Annotated in this window: 13 protein-coding genes; 9 read left to right on the top strand and 4 right to left on the bottom strand. The window is 65.5% G+C overall.

The window, feature by feature from the left end; genetic code table 11:
- Window positions 1-136: 136 nt before the first annotated feature.
- The 4 genes from XH91_RS23465 to XH91_RS23480 all read left to right on the top strand — a co-directional run bounded on the left by XH91_RS23465 (window position 137) and on the right by XH91_RS23480 (window position 6,250).
- Window positions 137-1,132 carry an NAD(P)H-dependent flavin oxidoreductase gene (locus XH91_RS23465; RefSeq protein WP_128952772.1) on the top strand — a complete coding sequence of 332 codons (996 nt, stop codon included), beginning with the start codon at window positions 137-139 and terminating at the stop codon, window positions 1,130-1,132.
- A 25-nt stretch (window positions 1,133-1,157) separates the two neighbouring features.
- Entirely contained in the window at window positions 1,158-2,126 is a 969-nt protein-coding gene (locus XH91_RS23470; RefSeq protein ID WP_128952773.1) for a zinc-binding dehydrogenase, read from the top strand.
- A 176-nt stretch (window positions 2,127-2,302) separates the two neighbouring features.
- Window positions 2,303-3,694 carry a cation-efflux pump gene (locus XH91_RS23475; protein ID WP_128952774.1) on the top strand — a complete coding sequence of 464 codons (1,392 nt, stop codon included), beginning with the start codon at window positions 2,303-2,305 and terminating at the stop codon, window positions 3,692-3,694.
- Window positions 3,695-3,919: 225 nt separating this feature from the next.
- Window positions 3,920-6,250, top strand: coding sequence for a PAS domain-containing sensor histidine kinase (locus XH91_RS23480; RefSeq protein ID WP_128952775.1), 2,331 nt, complete (start codon window positions 3,920-3,922; stop codon window positions 6,248-6,250).
- Between the two features lie 98 nt (window positions 6,251-6,348).
- Here the strand turns inward: XH91_RS23480 and XH91_RS23485 are convergent, their stop codons facing one another.
- Window positions 6,349-7,242: a LysR family transcriptional regulator gene (locus XH91_RS23485; protein ID WP_128952776.1), complete on the bottom strand. Its 894-nt coding sequence runs from the start codon at window positions 7,240-7,242 to the stop codon at window positions 6,349-6,351.
- 223 nt (window positions 7,243-7,465) lie between these two features.
- On the opposite strand from XH91_RS23485, the gene XH91_RS23490 reads away from it, so the two are divergent.
- From XH91_RS23490 to XH91_RS23510, 5 genes are read left to right on the top strand one after another with little or no spacing between them, the layout of a single operon-like run.
- Window positions 7,466-7,966 carry a formate dehydrogenase subunit gamma gene (locus XH91_RS23490; protein WP_128952777.1) on the top strand — a complete coding sequence of 167 codons (501 nt, stop codon included), beginning with the start codon at window positions 7,466-7,468 and terminating at the stop codon, window positions 7,964-7,966.
- Window positions 7,963-9,519 (top strand): formate dehydrogenase beta subunit, encoded by a 1,557-nt coding sequence (locus XH91_RS23495; protein WP_128952778.1) that lies wholly within the window; start codon window positions 7,963-7,965, stop codon window positions 9,517-9,519. The genes XH91_RS23490 and XH91_RS23495 overlap by 4 nt, the downstream gene beginning before the upstream one ends.
- A gap of 10 nt (window positions 9,520-9,529) precedes the next feature.
- Window positions 9,530-12,403, top strand: coding sequence for a formate dehydrogenase subunit alpha (gene fdhF / locus XH91_RS23500; RefSeq protein ID WP_128952779.1), 2,874 nt, complete (start codon window positions 9,530-9,532; stop codon window positions 12,401-12,403).
- A 4-nt stretch (window positions 12,404-12,407) separates the two neighbouring features.
- Window positions 12,408-13,238 carry a formate dehydrogenase accessory sulfurtransferase FdhD gene (gene fdhD / locus XH91_RS23505; RefSeq protein ID WP_128952780.1) on the top strand — a complete coding sequence of 277 codons (831 nt, stop codon included), beginning with the start codon at window positions 12,408-12,410 and terminating at the stop codon, window positions 13,236-13,238.
- Window positions 13,225-13,461, top strand: coding sequence for a formate dehydrogenase subunit delta (locus XH91_RS23510; protein WP_164933765.1), 237 nt, complete (start codon window positions 13,225-13,227; stop codon window positions 13,459-13,461). Before fdhD ends, XH91_RS23510 begins: the two co-directional genes overlap by 14 nt.
- Here the strand turns inward: XH91_RS23510 and XH91_RS23515 are convergent.
- Genes XH91_RS23515 through XH91_RS23525 form a run of 3 tightly spaced genes read right to left on the bottom strand, consistent with a single transcriptional unit; the run spans window position 13,427 to window position 18,526 of the window.
- Window positions 13,427-16,405 carry a bifunctional [glutamine synthetase] adenylyltransferase/[glutamine synthetase]-adenylyl-L-tyrosine phosphorylase gene (locus XH91_RS23515; RefSeq protein WP_128952782.1) on the bottom strand — a complete coding sequence of 993 codons (2,979 nt, stop codon included), beginning with the start codon at window positions 16,403-16,405 and terminating at the stop codon, window positions 13,427-13,429. The genes XH91_RS23510 and XH91_RS23515 overlap by 35 nt on opposite strands.
- On the bottom strand, window positions 16,402-17,862 hold the full coding sequence (locus XH91_RS23520) for a sensor histidine kinase (protein WP_128952783.1): 1,461 nt from the start codon (window positions 17,860-17,862) through the stop codon (window positions 16,402-16,404). Before XH91_RS23520 ends, XH91_RS23515 begins: the two co-directional genes overlap by 4 nt.
- On the bottom strand, window positions 17,846-18,526 hold the full coding sequence (locus tag XH91_RS23525; protein ID WP_128952784.1) for a response regulator transcription factor: 681 nt from the start codon (window positions 18,524-18,526) through the stop codon (window positions 17,846-17,848). Before XH91_RS23525 ends, XH91_RS23520 begins: the two co-directional genes overlap by 17 nt.
- Window positions 18,527-18,674 lie beyond the last annotated feature (148 nt).

Here is an 18,674-nt window from a genome sequence, read left to right on the forward strand (position 1 = left end):
TATCCGCCCCGCGGAATCATCCCCGTTGCTCGCATGACGCTCCGCACGGCGGCGCAATAGACATTTCCCGACCCCGGCGGCATCCTCCCGTGATCAGCGATAACAGAGCCTGCGGGCCGCCCAGGGGGAAACAGGGATGTTGCAGACACGGTTCACGAAACTCGTCGGCGTCGAGCACCCGATCGTCCAGGGCGGCATGCAATGGGTTGGCCGTGCCGAGCTGGTCGCGGCGGTCGCCAACGCCGGCGCGCTCGGCTTCATCACGGCGCTGACCCAGCCGACGCCGGAGGATCTGACGAGGGAGATCGCACGCTGCCGCGACCTCACCGACAAGCCGTTCGGCGTCAACCTCACCATCCTGCCCGCGATCAAGCCGCCGCCCTATGCCGAATACCGCGCCGCCATCATCGAGGCCGGCATCAAGGTGGTCGAGACCGCCGGCAACAAGCCGCAGGAGCATGTCGACGAGTTCAAAAAGCACGGCGTCAAGGTCGTGCACAAATGTACCAGCGTCCGTCACGCGCTCTCGGCCGAGCGTATGGGCGTCGACGCCATCTCGATTGACGGGTTCGAATGCGCCGGCCATCCCGGCGAGGACGACACCCCCGGCCTGATCCTGATCCCGGCCGCCGCCAACAAGGTCAAGATCCCGATGATCGCCTCCGGCGGCTTTGCCGACGCCCGCGGCCTGGTCGCCGCGCTGGCGTTAGGGGCCGATGGCATCAACATGGGCACCCGCTTCATGGCAACCAAGGAGAGCCCGATCCACCAGCTCATCAAGGAGAAGATCGTCGCCAATGACGAGCGCGAGACCGAGCTGATCTTCCGCACCATGCGCAACACCTCGCGCGTCGCCAAGAACGAGATCTCGAGCAAGGTCGTCGCGATGGAAAAGGAAGGCGCCAAGTTCGAGGATATCCGCGAGCTTGTCGCGGGAGCCCGCGGCAAGATGGTCTATGCGACAGGCAATTCGGACGAAGGCATCTGGTCGGCCGGCCAGGTGCAAGGCCTGATCCAGGACATCCCCAGCTGCGGCGAGCTAATCTCCCGCATCGTGCGCGAAGCCGAGGCGATCATCCGCGGCCGGCTCGAAGGGATGATCGTTCAGCCGCAACGCGAAGCCGCGGAATAGTCACTGCAAGAAGCGAGAGCAATTCATGAAAGCTTACGTCTACGGTCCTGATGGTGCTCGGATTTCCGACGTCGCTCAACCAAAGCCTAAGGGCACGCAGGTCCTCGTCAAGGTCCGCGCCTGTGGCCTCAACCGCGCCGACAGCGGCATGCGCAAGGGCCACGCGCATGGCGCGGCGGGCGGCGTCGGCACCGTGCTCGGCATGGAATGGGCTGGCGAAGTGGCCGAGCTCGGACCCGATGCGAAGGGCGTGAAGGTCGGCGATCGCATCATGGGCTCGGGCGGCGCGGCGTTCGCCGAGTACACGCTCGCCGATCACGGCCGGCTGTTCCGCGCGCCCTCGAACATGAATTTCGAGGAAGCCGCCACCCTGCCGGTCGCGCTCGCGACCATGCACAACGCCGTCGTCACCGTCGGCGGCGTGCAGCCAGGCCAAACCGTGCTGATCCAGGGCGCCAGCTCCGGCGTCGGCCTGGTGGCGATGCAGATTGCAAAGCTCAAGGGCGCAAAGATGGTGATCGGCTCCTCGACCGATCCCTATCGCCGCGGCCGGCTGAAGGACTACGGCGCCGACCTCGCGGTCGATTCCTCCGATCCCACATGGGTCGACGAGGTGCTGAAGGCGACTAATGGCGAAGGCGTCGATCTCATCGTCGACCAGGTCTCGGGCAAGGTCGCCAACCAGAACTTGGCTGCGACCAAGGTTTTGGGCCGCATCGTCAATGTCGGCCGGCTCGGCGGCACCCATGCCGACTTCAATTTCGACCTCCATGCCGCCCGCCGCATCTCCTATATCGGCGTCACCTTCCGCACCCGCACCATCGAGGAGGTCCGCGCGATCTTCGAGGAGGTCAGGAAGGACATCTGGGGCGCGGTCGAGTCGCGAAAGCTGCAGCTGCCGATCGACAAGGTCTATGCGTTCGCCGACATCGACAAGGCGTTCGAGCACATGGAGGCGAACAAGCATCTCGGGAAGATCGTGGTGACCTTGTAAGGCACTGTCAGTCCGGGGCGGCTCGAAGAGCCGAACCCGGAATCTCGAGATTCCGGGTTCGCCTTCGGCGCCCCGGAATGACGGGGCTCGAGGGCGCATCCGCTCTTGCAACTCACTCGCGACTACAGTTGTGGATCGTCGCTTGATGTTCACGGTCGCCCTGCTAAATCCCCGCCATGAGCGGACAACATGACAAGGCATCGGTCGCGGCCATCTCGATCCTGGTCAGCGGCGGCATGGCGGCGGCCAAGTTCGTGGTCGGCATCGCGATCGGATCGCTGGCGCTGATCTCCGAAGCGCTGCACTCCTCGATCGACCTTGTCGCGACCATCATCACCTGGGCGGTGGTGCGGGTGTCGGACAAGCCGGCCGACGACGAGCACCATTACGGCCACGGCAAGCTCGAGAGCATCTCGGCGCTCGGCGTCACCGCGCTGCTCTATGTGCTGGCCGGCGGCATCCTGGTCGAATCCTACAGCCGGCTGCGCGAGGGAACTCCGCCGCCGACGATCTCCGCCGTGCCGTTCGTGGTGCTGGTGATCGACATCCTGGTCAATCTCTGGCGCGCCCGCGCCCTGCACCGCGCCGCGCGCGCGACGAGGAGCCAGGCGCTTGCGGCCGACGCGCTGCATTTCGCCTCCGACGTCATGGGCTCGTTCGCCGTCATCATCGGCCTGATTCTGGCGGCCTTCGGCTTCTGGTGGGGTGACGCCGCGGCCGCAGCGGCCGTAGCCGTCATGATCGCCATGCTCGGCCTGCGGATGGCAAGCTCCACGGTGCAAACCCTGGTCGATCGCGCGCCGGAGGGCGCCCAGGAAAAAGCCACCGCCGCGATTCGCAGCGTGCCCGGCGTGATCGACGTCGAGCGGCTGCGCGTGCGCATGGTCGGGGCGACCACCTTCATCGACAGCATCGTCAAGGTCCCCAGGACCTACCCGATCGACCGCGTCGAAAGCATCAAGCGCAACGCCGAAGCCGCGGTCGTCACGGCCTTCGGCGATGCCGACCTCTCCTTCACGGCCGTCCCCGTCGCCCGCGACAACGAGACCGTGCGCGACCGCATCATGGTGATCGCGCGCAATTCGGGCCTCGCCATCCACCACGTCACGGTGCACGATCTGGGTACGGTCAACGATTTGGCCAAGCTGATCGTCAGCATCGACCTCGAGGTCGATGCCGACATGCAGCTCGACGCCGCTCATGACATCGCCAACACGCTGGAGCGAAACATCAAGGAAGAGTTCGGCGAGGACGTCGAGGTCGATGTCCATATCGAGCCGCTGGAACCGGAACTGCCGTTCGGCGCCGATGCCGTGCCTGACAGGGTTCAGACCATCGCTGCGGCGCTGACCGAGTATGCCGCCAGCGGCGGCGAGATCCACGACATCCATAATGTGCGTGTCCGCAACACCGACTCCGGCGAGATCGTCAACTTCCATTGCCGCGCCACGCCGTCGATGAGCGTGATCAAGGTGCACGAACATGTCGACGCGATCGAACGCCGCTTGCGTCGCGCGTTCCCGAGCGTGAAGCGCGTCATCAGCCACGCCGAACCGCCGCGCGCGTGAGGCGGAACGCGCGGGGAGTCATACGTTCCCGTTTCGGACTCCTGATGCACGTGAGTTTGCGGAGTCGAAACGCGCAAACTCTGCATTGGATAAGAATTATTTCGCGTTAACCTTTCGTTGACTCTCGACAGCCTGCGCAAACTGGATTCAAATCGCTGTGATTCGAAAGCGTTGTGGGGCTGCTTTCGAACTGAGTAGCAAGCAGGTTTTCAGGGGGCCGAAGGCATGGCGCGTGCAGACGCCGCGAACGCGTGCGTCCAATCCGATTCGATCAAGGGATTGGCGCAATCGATCGCGAAACCTGCCTATCATCGGCTCCTGATCGCGGAGCCGGCGCTACGTCGCGCCGTGCCGACGCTCATCATCGCTTTCCTCATCACGATCTGCCTCGGCGCGTTCGTCCAGGTCGTCGACCAGACGCGCCAGAAGCGCCTGGTGATCCAGAACGACATCTCGATGCTCGCCGAACTGCTCGCCGAGCGCATCGATCGCGCGGCCTCGGTGCGCGCCGAGCGGCTGAAGACCATCGAGAACCTGCCGACGCTGCTGCCCGACATGATCCCGACCAAGGCCAGGGTCTCGGGCCGCCACGTCGTCGTCACTTCGGCCGGCGTCAACGGCCGCATCCTCGCCCGCATTCCGATCGACAGCGATCCGGCAGGCAACGACCGCCTGCTCGATGCGATCACCACCGCACAGCTGCTCGCCTCGCCGCCGCGCGACAACAACGTCGTGGACTTGACCCTGCCCGACGGCAATGCGGCGCTGGCGACCTCGCGGCCGATCAAGGCGCTGCCGGGTCTCGTCACGGTGATCCAGGAGCGCAACGAGCCGATCTGGGGCTCGGACGCGGCGCTGTCGGTGACGCTGTCGGCGACCACGGGCTTCGTCGTCCTGATCCTGGGCTTTGCCTTCCACTGGCAGTCGACCCGTGCCAGGGAAGGCGACCTCATCAACGACGCCGTGCGGGGCCGGATCGACACCGCGCTCAACCGCGGCCGCTGCGGCCTGTGGGACTGGGACCTGTCGCGCGGCCGGATCTTCTGGTCGCAATCGATGTTCTCGATGCTCGGCCTCGACGGCCGCAACGAGCTCCTCACCTTCGGCGAGGTCAACGCGCTGGTGAAGTCCGACGACATCGACCTGTTCGCGATCGCCGACCAGCTGATCTCCGGGAAGATCGACCATATCGACCAGACCTTCCGCATGCAGCATGTCGACGGCCACTGGATCTGGCTGCGTGTGCGCTGCGAGCGGACCCGCGGCGCCAGCGATGCCGGCATGCACCTGATCGGCATCGCGGTCGACATCACCGAGCAGAAGAGCCTCGCCGAGCGCACCGTGGAAGCCGACCTTCGCCTGCGCGATGCGATCGAGACCATTCCGGAAGCCTTCGTGTTGTGGGACGCCAGCGATCGCCTCGTGCTCTGCAATTCGCACTTCCAGCGCCTGCACAAGCTGCCCGACACCGCGGTGATCCCCGGCACTTCCTACGAGACCGTGCTGGAAGTCGGCCGCATGCCGGAGGTCCGCACCCGCCACAACGAGACCGGTGTCCAAGGCCCTGGCGCGCGCACCTTCGAGGCCCAGCTCGACGACGGCAGCTGGCTGCACATCAGCGAGCGCCGCACCAAGGACGGCGGCTACGTCTCTGTCGGCACCGACATCACCCGCATCAAGGAGCACGAGCAGAAGCTCGTCGACAACGATCTGCGCCTGCGCGCCACCGTCATCGACCTCAAGCGCTCACAGGCCGCGCTGGAGCGCCAGACCATCGAGCTTGCCGATCTCGCCGAGAAGTACCAGCGCGAGAAGACCCGCGCCGAGGAGGCCAACCAGACCAAGTCGAAATTCCTCGCCAACATGAGCCACGAGCTGCGCACGCCGCTCAACGCCATCATCGGCTTCTCCGAGATCATGGGCTCGGGCATGTTCGGCGAGCTCGGCAGCGAGAAGTACCAGGAATACTGCCACGATATCCTGACCAGCGGTCACTATCTGCTCGAGGTCATCAACGACATCCTCGACATGTCCAAGATCGAGGCCGGCCGCATGAAGCTCGACATGGAGGAGCTCGACCTGTCGCGGACGCTGGCTGAATCCTTGCGCGTCGTCGCCGGCCGGGCCCAGGACAAGAACCTGACGCTGGATGCCGATATCGCGAAATCGATCTCCGTCGTCGCCGACCGCCGCGCCACCAAGCAGATCGTCGTCAACCTTTTGTCCAACGCAGTGAAGTTCACGCCCGACGGCGGCCGCATCGTGGTGCGCAGCCGGCAACTCGAGGACAGGATCGTGCTGATGATCGCCGACACCGGCATCGGCATCGCGCCGCATTCGCTGGCACGGCTCGGCCGTCCCTTCGAGCAGGTCGAGAGCCAGCTCACCAAGACCTATCACGGCTCCGGCCTCGGGCTCGCGATCGCCCGCTCGCTGGCGCAGCTCCACGGCGGCTCGATGAAGCTGCGCTCCAGGCTGGAAGTCGGCACCGTCGTCCGCGTGACCCTGCCGCGCGACGCCATCAAGGCGGGAGCCGGGATATCGGCGGCGGCGTGACGCCGGAGCACGATGGAACGGCGTCGGGATCATCTCTCGCGTAGGAAGAGGTTGATCGAGCCCTTGGCGCGCATCGATTCAACCAAACAGATTCCACCCTACGATTGCAGTGTCGGCGCCACCTCGCGGGCGATATTGACCAGCGCTGCGATCAAGGGCGTCATCGGATCGCGCTGCGGGATCACGAGGCCAATGCTGTAATTGACCTCGGGGTCGACGATCGGGATGGTGCGGACCTTGTCGGACAGGCCGAGCGTCTCGGCGAGCTTGGCCGGCATCACGCTCGCCCACCGCCCGGTCTTGACGTGGGTGAACAGCACCAGCAGCGAGTTCGAGGTCAGCGTCGGCGTTGCCTCCGCGCCGACCGAGCGCAGCGCACGGTCGATGATGCGGCGGTTCTGCATATCAGGCGTCAGCAGGCACAGCGGCACCTGGCCGACTTCGGTCCATGTCACCGTCTCGCGATCGCCGAACATCCCATCGGGCGCGGTGAGCAGGCGATAGCTCTCATTGTAGAGCGGAATGGTGCGCACCTTGCCGATCGGCTCGTTCTCGATATAGGTCAGCCCCGCATCGACCTCGAGATTCTCGAGCAGCCCAAGCACCTCCGATGAGGTCGTCGAGCGGATGCTGAAGCGCACCTCCGGATGCCGCGCACGGAACGGCGTCGTCAGCGACGCAACCATGCCGAGTGCCGTCGGAATTGCCGCGATGCGGATCTCGCCGGAGAGCTGATGCTTCAGTCCGTTGATCTCGTCGCGCATGGCGCGGGCATCGCCGACGATCCGCCGCGCCCAGTCCAAGGCACGCTCGCCCTCCGGGGTAAATCCCTGGAATCGGGAGCCGCGCTGGACCAGCATTACGCCGAGGATCTCCTCGAGCTGCTTGAGCCCGGTCGACATGGTCGGTTGGGTGACGCCGCAGACCTCTGCCGCCCGTCCAAAATGCCGCTCCTTGGCCAGCGCCAGCAGCAGTTCAAGCTTGTCGATCAATCGTCCATCCCTTCGGATTCCGTCATGGCCAGCAAGCTATCACGCCGGGCCTGCACCAACACGCAAAAACCGGCAAACGATACAAGTTTCATTGCCTGACCGTATCGACCGATTGCGCTTTCCAATCGATCTGAATTCGCAATCGCAGCATGAGACAGCTTTATTGATCTTCGAATGATTCCAAATAGTTTGCGCGAAGGGACGCTCAATCTGAGAACGAAGAATGACAACCGCTTACGAGCCTTCATACGAGGCTTCATACGAGCCTTGGGACGAGACGCGCGGTGCCGAAATCATCGCCGAACATGGCAGCCAGGAAGGCGCAACGCTCGTCATCCTCCATGCGCTTCAGGAGGCATTTGGCTACGTGCCGGAGGGGGCGATTCCCATGGTGGCGCAGGCGCTGAACCTGTCGCGCGCCGAGGTCCATGGCGTCTTCACCTTCTACCATGACTTCCGTCACAAGCCGGCCGGCCGCCACGTGCTGAAGCTGTGCCGCGCAGAGGCCTGCCAGGCCGCCGGTGGTGATGCGCTGGCTGCGCGCGCGGAAGCGAAACTCGGCGTTTCGCTTGGCAACACCACTGCAGATGATCGGGTCACGCTGGAGCCGATCTACTGCCTCGGCCTGTGCTCGACGGCGCCGTCGGCGATGCTCGACGGCCGCCTCATTGGCCGGCTCGACGAGAAGCGCCTCGATGCGCTGGTTGCGGAGGCGCAGCGATGACGATGAAGATTTTCGTTCCCCGCGATGCAACCGCCGTTGCGGTCGGCGCCGATGAAGTCGTCGCAGCCTTCGCGCAGATCGCACAACAGCGCGGTCTGCCGGTCGAGATCATCAGGACCGGCTCGCGCGGACTTCATTGGCTGGAGCCGATGGTCGAGGTCGCGACGTCTAAGGGCCGCGTCGCCTACGGCCCCGTCGGCACCGACGAGGTCGCCTCCGTGTTCGACTCTATGGCGAGCGACGGACCGCATGCGCTGCGGCTCGGCATCGCCGACGAAATTCCCTGGCTGAAGCGCCAGACCCGCCTCACCTTCGCCCGCTGCGGCGTGATCGATCCGCGCTCGCTCGAGGATTATCGCGCCCATGGCGGCTACAAGGGTATTGAGCGCGCGCTGTCGCTCGGCCCCGATGCGACCCTCAACGAAGTGACGGCGTCGGGCCTGCGCGGCCGCGGCGGCGCCGGCTTTCCGACCGGCATCAAATGGAAGACGGTGGCGCAGGCCAAGGCCGACCGCAAGTTCATCGTCTGCAACGCCGACGAAGGCGACAGCGGCACCTTTGCCGACCGCATGATCATGGAAGGCGATCCCTTCCTGGTCATCGAGGGCATGACCATCGCCGGCATCACGGTCGGCGCCACCAAAGGCTACATCTATATCCGCAGCGAATATCCGCATGCGGTCGAGGCGATGAACGCCGCGATATCGGCAGCACGGCGCGGCGGTTATCTCGGCGACAGGATCGGCGGCTCGCCCCACGGCTTCGACATGGAAGTGCGCGTCGGCGCCGGCGCTTACGTCTGCGGCGAGGAGACCTCGCTGCTGGAGAGCCTCGAGGGTCGCCGCGGCCTGGTGCGCGCCAAGCCGCCGCTGCCGGCGCATCGCGGTCTGTTCGGCAAGCCGACCGTCATCAACAACGTGCTGTCGTTCGCCGCGATCCCCTTCGTCCTCGCCGAAGGCGCCAAGGCCTATGCCGATTTCGGCATGGGCCGGTCGCGCGGCACGATGCCGATCCAGCTCGCCGGCAACATCCGCAACGGCGGACTGTTCGAAACGGCGTTCGGCGTGACGCTCGGCGAGCTCGTCGACGACATCGGCGGCGGCACCTCCACCGGCCGTCCGGTTCGTGCCGTGCAGGTTGGCGGCCCGCTCGGCGCCTACTTCCCGCGCGCCCTGTTCGACACGCCGTTCGACTATGAGGCCTTTGCCGCACGCGACGGCCTGATCGGACACGGCGGCATCGTCGTGTTCGACGACAGCGTCGACATGCGCAGGCAGGCACGTTTCGCAATGGAATTCTGCGCCGTCGAATCCTGCGGCAAGTGCACGCCCTGCCGGATCGGCTCGACCCGCGGCGTCGAGACCATCGAGAAGATCATCCGCGGCGAACGCGTCGGCGAAAATATCGCGCTCGTCGAAGACCTCTGCAACACCATGAAATTCGGCTCGCTCTGCGCACTCGGCGGCTTCACGCCCTACCCCGTGCTCAGCGCATTGAAGCACTTCCGGGAAGATTTCATGCCGGCCCCGACCACGCTTCAGGCCGCGGAATAGGAGAACGACAATGTCTCTGATCGAAGAAATCGACTTCGGCACGCCGGCTTCCAAATCGACCACGATGGTCACGCTGACCATCGACGGCAACGAGGTCACGGTGCCCGAGGGCACCTCGATCATGCGCGCCGCAATGGACGCCGGCCACCAGATCCCCAAACTCTGCGCGACCGACATGGTCGACGCCTTCGGCTCATGCCGTCTCTGCGTCGTCGAGATCGAGGGCCGCGCCGGCACGCCGGCCTCCTGCACCACACCTGTGATGAACGGCCTCGTCGTGCACACCCAGAGCGAGCGGCTCAAGAAGCTGCGCAAGGGCGTGATGGAGCTCTACATCTCCGACCATCCGCTCGACTGCCTCACCTGCGGCGCCAACGGCGATTGCGAATTGCAGGACATGGCCGGCGCGGTGGGCTTGCGCGAGGTGCGCTACGGCTATGAGGGCGAGAACCACGTCTTCGCGAAATCCAACGGCGAGGTCAACGCGGCCTGGATGCCGAAGGACGAATCCAATCCGTATTTCACCTACGATCCCTCCAAGTGCATCGTCTGCTCGCGCTGCGTCCGCGCTTGCGAGGAAGTGCAAGGCACTTTCGCGCTGACGATCTCCGGCCGCGGTTTCGACAGCCGCGTCTCGCCCGGCATGAGCGAAAGCTTCCTCGGCTCGGAATGCGTCTCCTGCGGCGCCTGCGTGCAGGCCTGCCCGACCGCGACGCTGACGGAGAAATCCGTAATCGAGATCGGCCAGCCGGAGCACTCCGTCGTCACCACCTGCGCCTATTGCGGCGTCGGCTGCGCTTTCAAGGCGGAGATGCGCGGTGAGGAAGTCGTGCGCATGGTGCCCTACAAGGACGGCAAGGCCAATCGCGGCCATTCCTGCGTCAAGGGCCGCTTCGCCTGGGGCTATACCAACCACAAGGAACGTATCCTTAAACCCATGATCCGCGAGCGGATCGAGGATCCCTGGAAGGAAGTGTCCTGGGATGAAGCGTTCTCCTTCGCCGCCGCCAAGATGCGCGGCATCCAGAAGAAATACGGGCGCGACGCCATCGGCGGCATCACCTCGTCCCGCTGCACCAATGAAGAGACCTATCTGGTGCAGAAGTTGATCCGCGCCGGCTTCGGCAACAACAATGTCGACACCTGCGCCCGCGTCTGCCACTCGCCGACCGGCTACGGCCTGTCGCAGACCTTTGGCACGTCGGCCGGCACCCAGGATTTCGACTCGGTCGAGGACACCGACGTCGCCGTCATCATCGGTGCCAATCCGGCCTCGGCTCACCCCGTATTCGCATCGCGCCTGAAGAAGCGGCTGCGCCAGGGCGCAAAGCTGATCGTGATCGATCCGCGTCGCACCGAGATGGTGGAATCGCCGCACGTCCAGGCGCTGCATTTGCCCTTGATGCCCGGCACCAACGTCGCCGTCGTCACCGCGCTGGCGCATGTCATCGTCACCGAGGGGCTCGTCAACGAAGCCTTCGTGCGCGAGCGCTGCGACTGGAGCGAGTTCGAGGAATGGGCGACTTTCGTCGCGCAAGCGAAGCACAGCCCGGAGGCGACCGCCATCCTGACCGGCGTCGACCCGAAGACGCTGCGTGAAGCCGCGCGCATCTACGCCACCGGAGGCAATGGCGCGATCTATTACGGCCTCGGCGTCACCGAGCACAGCCAGGGCTCGACCACCGTGATCGCGATCGCCAATCTCGCGATGGCAACAGGCAATATCGGCCGTCCCGGTGTCGGCGTGAACCCGCTGCGCGGCCAGAACAACGTGCAGGGCTCGTGCGACATGGGCTCGTTCCCGCACGAGCTGCCCGGCTATCGCCACATCTCGGGCGATGCCGTGCGCGACCAGTTCGAGGCGCTGTGGAACGTCAAGCTCAATCCGGAGCCGGGTCTGCGCATTCCCAACATGTTCGATGCCGCCATCGAAGGCACGTTCATGGGCCTCTATGTGCAGGGTGAGGACATTCTCCAGTCCGATCCCAACACCAAGCACGTCGTGGCGGCGCTCTCCGCGATGGAATGCGTCATCGTCCACGACCTCTTCCTGAACGAGACCGCGAACTACGCCCACGTCTTCCTGCCCGGCTCGAGCTTCCTCGAGAAGGACGGCACCTTCACCAATGCCGAACGCCGCATCCAGCGCGTCCGCAAGGTGATGTCGCCGAAGAACGGCATGGCCGACTGGGAGGTCACCATCGGCCTCGCCAAGGCGATGGGCTTCGAGATGAACTACAGCCATCCTTCCGAGATCATGGACGAGATCGCGGCACTGACGCCGACCTTCACCGGCGTCTCCTACGCAAAGCTCGACGAGCTCGGCTCCGTGCAATGGCCCTGCAACGAGAAGGCGCCAGAGGGCACGCCGGTGATGCATATCGACGGCTTCGTCCGCGGCAAGGGCAAGTTCATCGTCACCGAATATGTCGCGACCGACGAGCGCACCGGGCCCCGCTTCCCGCTGCTGCTCACGACGGGTCGCATCCTCAGCCAGTACAATGTCGGCGCGCAGACACGGCGCACTGAGAACGTGGTCTGGCATGCCGAGGACCTCCTGGAGATCCATCCGCACGACGCCGAGCAGCGCGGCGTGCGCGACGGCGACTGGGTGCGGCTGCAGAGCCGCGCCGGCGAGACCACGCTGCGCGCTGAAATCACCGACCGCGTGTCGCCTGGTGTCGTCTACACCACCTTCCACCACCCGGACACGCAGGCCAACGTGATTACGACGGACTATTCGGACTGGGCAACCAACTGCCCGGAGTACAAGGTCACGGCGGTGCAGATCTCGCCCTCTAACGGCCCGTCCGACTGGCAGAAGAGCTACGACGAGCAGGCGCGGCACTCCCGCCGCATCGCACCGGCCGAGGCCGCGGAGTAACCTTATGCACGTCCCGGTCCAGGCCATCGACCGCGAGATCTGGCGCGACGGTGTCGCGTCGGAGGGCACGCGGCTGATCCCCGAGGAGACGCCGCTGGCGCTGACCTATAATGGCGGCACCTATGCCGTCATGATGGGGACGCCGCAGAACCTGGAAGACTTCGCCGTCGGCTTCAGCCTGGACGAAGGCATCATCAGATCGGTCGACGAGATCAAGTCGCTCGACGTGGTCCGCCTCGACGACGGCATCGAGCTGCGCATGTGGTTGGAGTCGGAGAACGCCACGCGCATCAGCGAACGCCGCCGCCATATCGCCGGTCCCACCGGCTGCGGCATCTGCGGCATCGAGTCCATCGCCGAGGCCATCCGGCCCGCGGCGATCGTGCGGCAGGGGCAGACCTTCACGCCGCTACAGATCATGACGGCGATGCAGGCAATCGCCCCCCTGCAATCGATCAACATGCAGACCCGCGCGGTGCACGCCGCCGCCTTCTGGTCGCCGCCGAACGGCATCGTGGCCCTGCGCGAAGATGTCGGCCGCCACAACGCGCTCGACAAGCTCGCAGGCTCGCTGGCGCGCAGCCGCGCGGATGCGAGCGCCGGTCTGGTCTTGCTGACGAGCCGCGTCTCGGTCGAGATGGTGCAGAAGACGGCCGCGATCGGTGCGCCCGTCATGGTCGCGGTCTCCGCCCCCACCGCGCTTGCGGTCCGCACCGCGGAGGCTGCCGGTATCACGCTGATCGCAATTGCCCGCAACGACGGGTTTGAAGTGTTTACGCACCAGGGCCGCGTGACGGCTCATTGTGCTCCGGAGATCATCGATGTCGTCGCATGACCGCCTCGTCTACATGGCCAACCAGATCGGCACCTTCTTCCGCAGCCAGGGCCACGACAAGGCCGTGCCCGGCATCGCCGATCACATCAAGAAATTCTGGGATCCCCGGATGAAGCGCGCGATCTTCGCGCATCTCGATGCCGGTGGCGCCGGCCTGGAGCCGAACGTGCTCGAAGCCCTCACTTCGCTCAAGCAGACGGCTTCCCTTCCAGAAGCGCGCTGAATACCCGTCTCACCTCGCTTTGCGTCTCCTTCACGCGGGCCTCGAGCGAGGAGAAATCAGGGGCATCGCCGGCGCGCGCCATCACCCGCTGAAGATCGGTACCCGCCGTTTCCGGCTTGAAGCGGTCGCTGACGCAGAGCCGCAGGATCTGCGTCAAATCGTGGTACAGCCGCGCGGCTGCCCGCAGGATCTCCGCCTCCGACTGCGGCAGCACGCCGAGCCTGGCGGCATTTTCCAGCACCTGCACGGTAGCCACATCGAGAATCTCTGGCCTGTCGTGGGCATGGACGAGCTGGAGATATTGCGCGATGAAATCGATGTCGACCATGCCGCCTGAGGCGTATTTCAGGTCCCAATGATCGGTCTCGCCCTTCTCCTGGGCGATGGCGCGGCGCATGTCGGCGACGTCGTTGGCGGTAGTGACCGGATCGCGACGGCGGGTCAGGACCTCGCGGATGATCTGCTCGATGCGCGCGGTGAATTCAGGCGACGCCGACACCACGCGGGCACGCGTCAATGCCATGTGCTCCCACGTCCAGGCCTCATTGGCCTGGTAATCCGCGAAGGAGACAAGGCTCGATGCCACCGGACCCGCGCGCCCCGACGGCCGCAGCCGCATGTCGATCTCGTAGAGCACGCCGTAATTGGTCCGGGTCGTGAAGGCGCTGATCAGGCGCTGGGTGAAGCGCGCGAAATAATGCGCGCCCTGCAGTGACTTCGGCCCGTCCGAGTCCGGATTGTCGCTGTCGAAATCGTAGAGCAGGATCAGATCGAGATCCGATGACGCGGTCATCTCGCGGCTGCCGAGCCGTCCCATGGCAATGATCGCCGTCTCCTGCCGCTTGATCCGGCCGTGTTGCGCGGCAAAGCGATCGGCGACGAGACCGTGCACGGTGTGAACGATGCCCTCGGCGACGTCGGCAAAAGCCGTGCTGGCCTGCTGCGCCGAAACGGTGCCGGACAGGATGCGCGTGCCGATCAGGAACAGGCTCTCCTGTCCGAACAGTCGCAGCCGATCAAGAAACTCCTCATAGGAGCCCGCATCCTGCACCGTGCTCGCAAGCCGTGCCGACAATTCCCGACGATCCGGCATGGCGCCGAAGAAGCGCGGATCGATCAGGCCGTCCATCAGCTGCGGCTGTCGCGCCAGCATCTCGCCAAGCCGGGGCGCCGCGCCGAGCACCAGCGCCACCAGTGCGACGAGATCGCGGTTCTGGCCGAGCAGCGTGATCAGCCGGCCGCCGCGCTGGAGCGCCCTCAGGAAGTGATCGAATGCCGTCACCGCGCGGTCCGGCTCCTCCGCATGCGCCAGGCCCTCGATCAAAACAGGCACGAACTCGACGAAAGCGTCGCGCGTCGGCTTGTTGCGGAACACGCGATAATCCCCGGTGAGCCAGTCACAGACGGTCTGCGCCACGGCGGCGGGCTTCTTGAAGCCGAGCGTCGTCAAATGCTGAAGCAGGCGCGGATCATCGGGACCGGCGCGATAGTCGATCGCCGGCAGGCTTGCCGTCCCGGTTGGATCGTCGCCCTCGAACAGTTTTTCGTAGTGCCCCTGGACGATCCCGAGCTGGCGCAGCAGGTCACGCGCAAAGGCCTCGCGGCTGTGATAGCCGAAGAACCAGGCGAAGCGTTCGACCGCCTCCTTGTCCTCCGGCAGCGCATGGATCTGCTCGTCGGCGATCATCTGGAGACGATGCTCGACCCGGCGCAGGAATTCATAGGCCGTGGTCAGCTCGTCGCGGGCCGCGGAAGTGATCCAGTTGCTGGAGGCGAGGATGTCAAGCGCGGCCAGCGTCGGCCGCACCCGCAGCTCCGGATGGCGACCGCCCGCGATCAACTGCTGGGTCTGGGCGAAGAACTCGATCTCGCGGATGCCGCCGCGGCCGACCTTGACGTTGTGGCCTTCCACCGCAATCTCGCTCTGGCCGCGATAGGTCTGCATCTGCCGCTTCATGTCGTGGACGTCGGCAAGCGCGGCGAAATCGAGGTGCTTGCGCCAGACGAAGGGCGCGATTTCGGCGAGCAGCGCCTCACCCGCTTTGGGATCGCCGGCACACGCCCGCGCCTTGATCATTGCCGCGCGCTCCCAGGTGCGCCCCTCCCGCTCATAATAATTCAGCGCGGCGTCTCGCGAGATCGCGACTTGCGTCGAGGATGGATCGGGCCGCAGCCGCAAATCGACGCGGAACACGTAGCCGTCATAGGTCCGCTGCTGGAGGATGCGCGCCATGCCTTGCGTCAGGCGGACGAAGAACGGCTGCGGCTCGATGTCGGGCACGAGTGTCGTGGCATCGGGGTCGAAGAACACGATGAGATCGATGTCGCTGGAATAGTTGAGCTCGCCCGCGCCCATCTTGCCCATGGCGAGCACGATCAGGCCGCAGCCGATCTCCGGCGCCTCGGAATCTTCAGGCACGAGCTTGCCACGTGCGGCTTCCTGACGCAGCAGGTATTGCAGCGCCGCCTGCACCGAGGACGCTGCAAGATCGGTCAATGCCGCCGTCACCCGCATCACCGGCCAGACCCCGCCGATGTCGCACAGCGCGATCAGCAGCGCGGCCTCGCCTTTCATGCGACGAAGCAGCCGCATCACCTCGACCTCGTCGGGTGCGGCAAGCACGGCTCCCCTCGCCTCCGCGATCAGCGCGGCGAGATGCGTATCCGGTTCGCATTCGAGCAACCGGATCAGGCGCAGCGGATCGGCGCGCACCAGATCGAACAAATAGGGCGAGAATTCCGCGATACCGACCAGGATGTCCCGCGCAAGGGGATGAACCAGCAGCGCTTCCACACGGGTCGATTGGGCCGGCTCGAGCTCGGCCAGCCAGCTTTCAAAACGTCGTTCGTCGATTGTGGAAGCGGCAATATGGGGAGCTTCCGCGAAGCGCGCGACCAGGCTCTCACCATGCTTGTCCGCGTTTCCCGGCGCGGAGTGGTTCATGCCACCTTCTGTGGCACATCCGGCATTGGAGGAGCAACCCTGTCGCCGGCCCCTGCGCGCGCGGGAAGCACCAGCGTGGCGACGAGACCGGGCTGGGCATCGCCCAGGCGCAATTCGCCACCATGCAATGTGGCGACGGCGGAGGCCAGGCTGAGGCCGAGGCCGGAGCCCGGCATTGTGCGGCTCGCTTCCAGCCGCACGAAGCGCTCGACGACATGCTTGCGATCGCCTTCCGGAATTCCGGGGCCCCGATCGGTGACGCTGAGCAGTACCTGATCACCTTCGCGCTTGGCTTCGATCGTGATCTGCCTCGAGTCCATGCTGACCACGGTTCCCTGGGGTTGCGCGGCCGGCTTGCCGTACTTGATCGCATTCTCGACCAGATTGGCGAGCGCCTGGCTGATCAATTCGCGATTGCCGTGAAGGGGTGCTGCTTCGGTCTTGACCTTCAAGGTCATGCCGTCGTCTTCGGCGAGCGGCTCGTAGAGCTCGTGAATGCCGCCTGCTACATCGGCGGCATCGAAATCGTCCATGTTGCCGCGCGCCTGGCCGGACTCCGCGCGCGCGATCATCAGGAGCGCGTTGAAGGTGCGGATCAGCCCGTCGGATTCCTCGATGGTCCGCTCCAGTGCGGCACGATAATCGGCCTCGCAACCGGATTTCGCCAACGCCTCCTCGGCGCGGTTGCGCAGGCGCGTCAGGGGCGTCTTGAGGTCGTGGGCGATGTTGTCGGAGACTTCCTTGAGCCCCGACATCAGCGCCTCGATCCGCTCGAGCATGGCATTGAGATTCTCGGCGAGGCGGTCGAGCTCGTCGCCGCTGCGCCCGACCGGGAGGCGCTCGCTGAGATCGCCGGTCATGATGCGATGCGCGGTGCCGCTCATCGCGTCGATGCGCGTCAGCACCCTGCGCGCGACGAAGACGCCACCGCCAAGGCCGAGCACGACGACGATCAGGATCGACCATTGCGCCGCCTTGGCGACGATGCCGAACAGGCGCCGCCGCTCGGCGAGGTCGCGGCCGATCAGGAGGCGGAAACCGTTCTCGAGTTCGGTGACGCGCACCAGCGCGCGATGATCGCGGGCGTCCGCATCCTCGATGCGCCGATAGGCCGTCTCCGACCAGCCGCGCGTTGCCATCACGCCCGGCGCCAGCGAGCCGACATTGCCGGCGACCGCCTGCCCGGTCGGCGTGGTCACGAGGTAGAGATTGGCGCCCGGCCGCAGCGCCCGATACTCGATCGCGCGTACGAGGCCGACCAAGCCGCGGCGATCATAGATCACGTTGATCTCCGAGGTCTCGGCGTTCACCGTCTGGGTGATTTCCTCGGTGATCAGCCGGCGCGTATTCCAGGCGAAATAGCCGAGCAGCGAGGCCGCGAAAATCGCGAACAGGAACAGGTAGACCAGCGTCAGCCGGAATGCCGTGGTGCGGACGAGTTTACCGAATGCCGTCACGGATCATGTACCCGGCGCCGCGGATCGTGTGCAGCAGCGGCCGCTCGAAACCCTTGTCGATCTTGGAGCGCAGCCGCGAAATGTGCACGTCGATCACGTTGGTCTGCGGATCGAAATGATAGTCCCAGACGTTCTCCAGCAGCATGGTGCGCGTCACCACCTGGCCGGCATGCTTCATCAGATATTCGAGCAGGCGGAATTCGCGCGGCTGCAGCGTCAGCTCGTCCTTGCCGCGGGCGACGCGGTGGGACAGCCGGTCGAGCTCGAGGTCGCCGACACGGTAGAGCGTGTCCTCGGCAGGTCCGCCGCGACGGCGCGACAATACCTCGACGCGGGCCAGCAGCTCGGCGAAGGAATAGGGCTTCGGCAGATAGTCGTCGCCGCCGGCGCGCAAGCCCTTGATGCGATCGTCGACCTGACCGAGTGCAGACAAGATCAGCACCGGCGTCGTGTCGCCCTTGTCGCGCAGCGAGCCGATCAGCGACAGGCCGTCGCGCTTGGGAAGCATGCGGTCGACCACCAGCACGTCGTAATCGCCGCTCTCGGCCATGGCGAGGCCCTCCTCGCCATCACCAGCGTGGTCGGCAACGTGTCCGACCTCGCGAAACGCCTTCACGAGATAGTCGGCGGATTCGCGGTCGTCTTCGATGATGAGGAGGCGCATCGTGCGTTCGGCGGCGGTCAAGGAGGTCAACCTTCTCTAAACATGGCGCGAGCGGCAATCGCATGCAAGCCGAGTGAGCGAGACCCGGGGTAGGCAAAAAGGCGGGCGGTGAAGCTGGGGGGACCTCACCGCCCTAGGCCTTCCGACG

It is taken from the genome of Bradyrhizobium guangzhouense, from assembly GCF_004114955.1.
GTDB classification, from domain to species: Bacteria; Pseudomonadota; Alphaproteobacteria; order Rhizobiales; family Xanthobacteraceae; genus Bradyrhizobium; species Bradyrhizobium guangzhouense.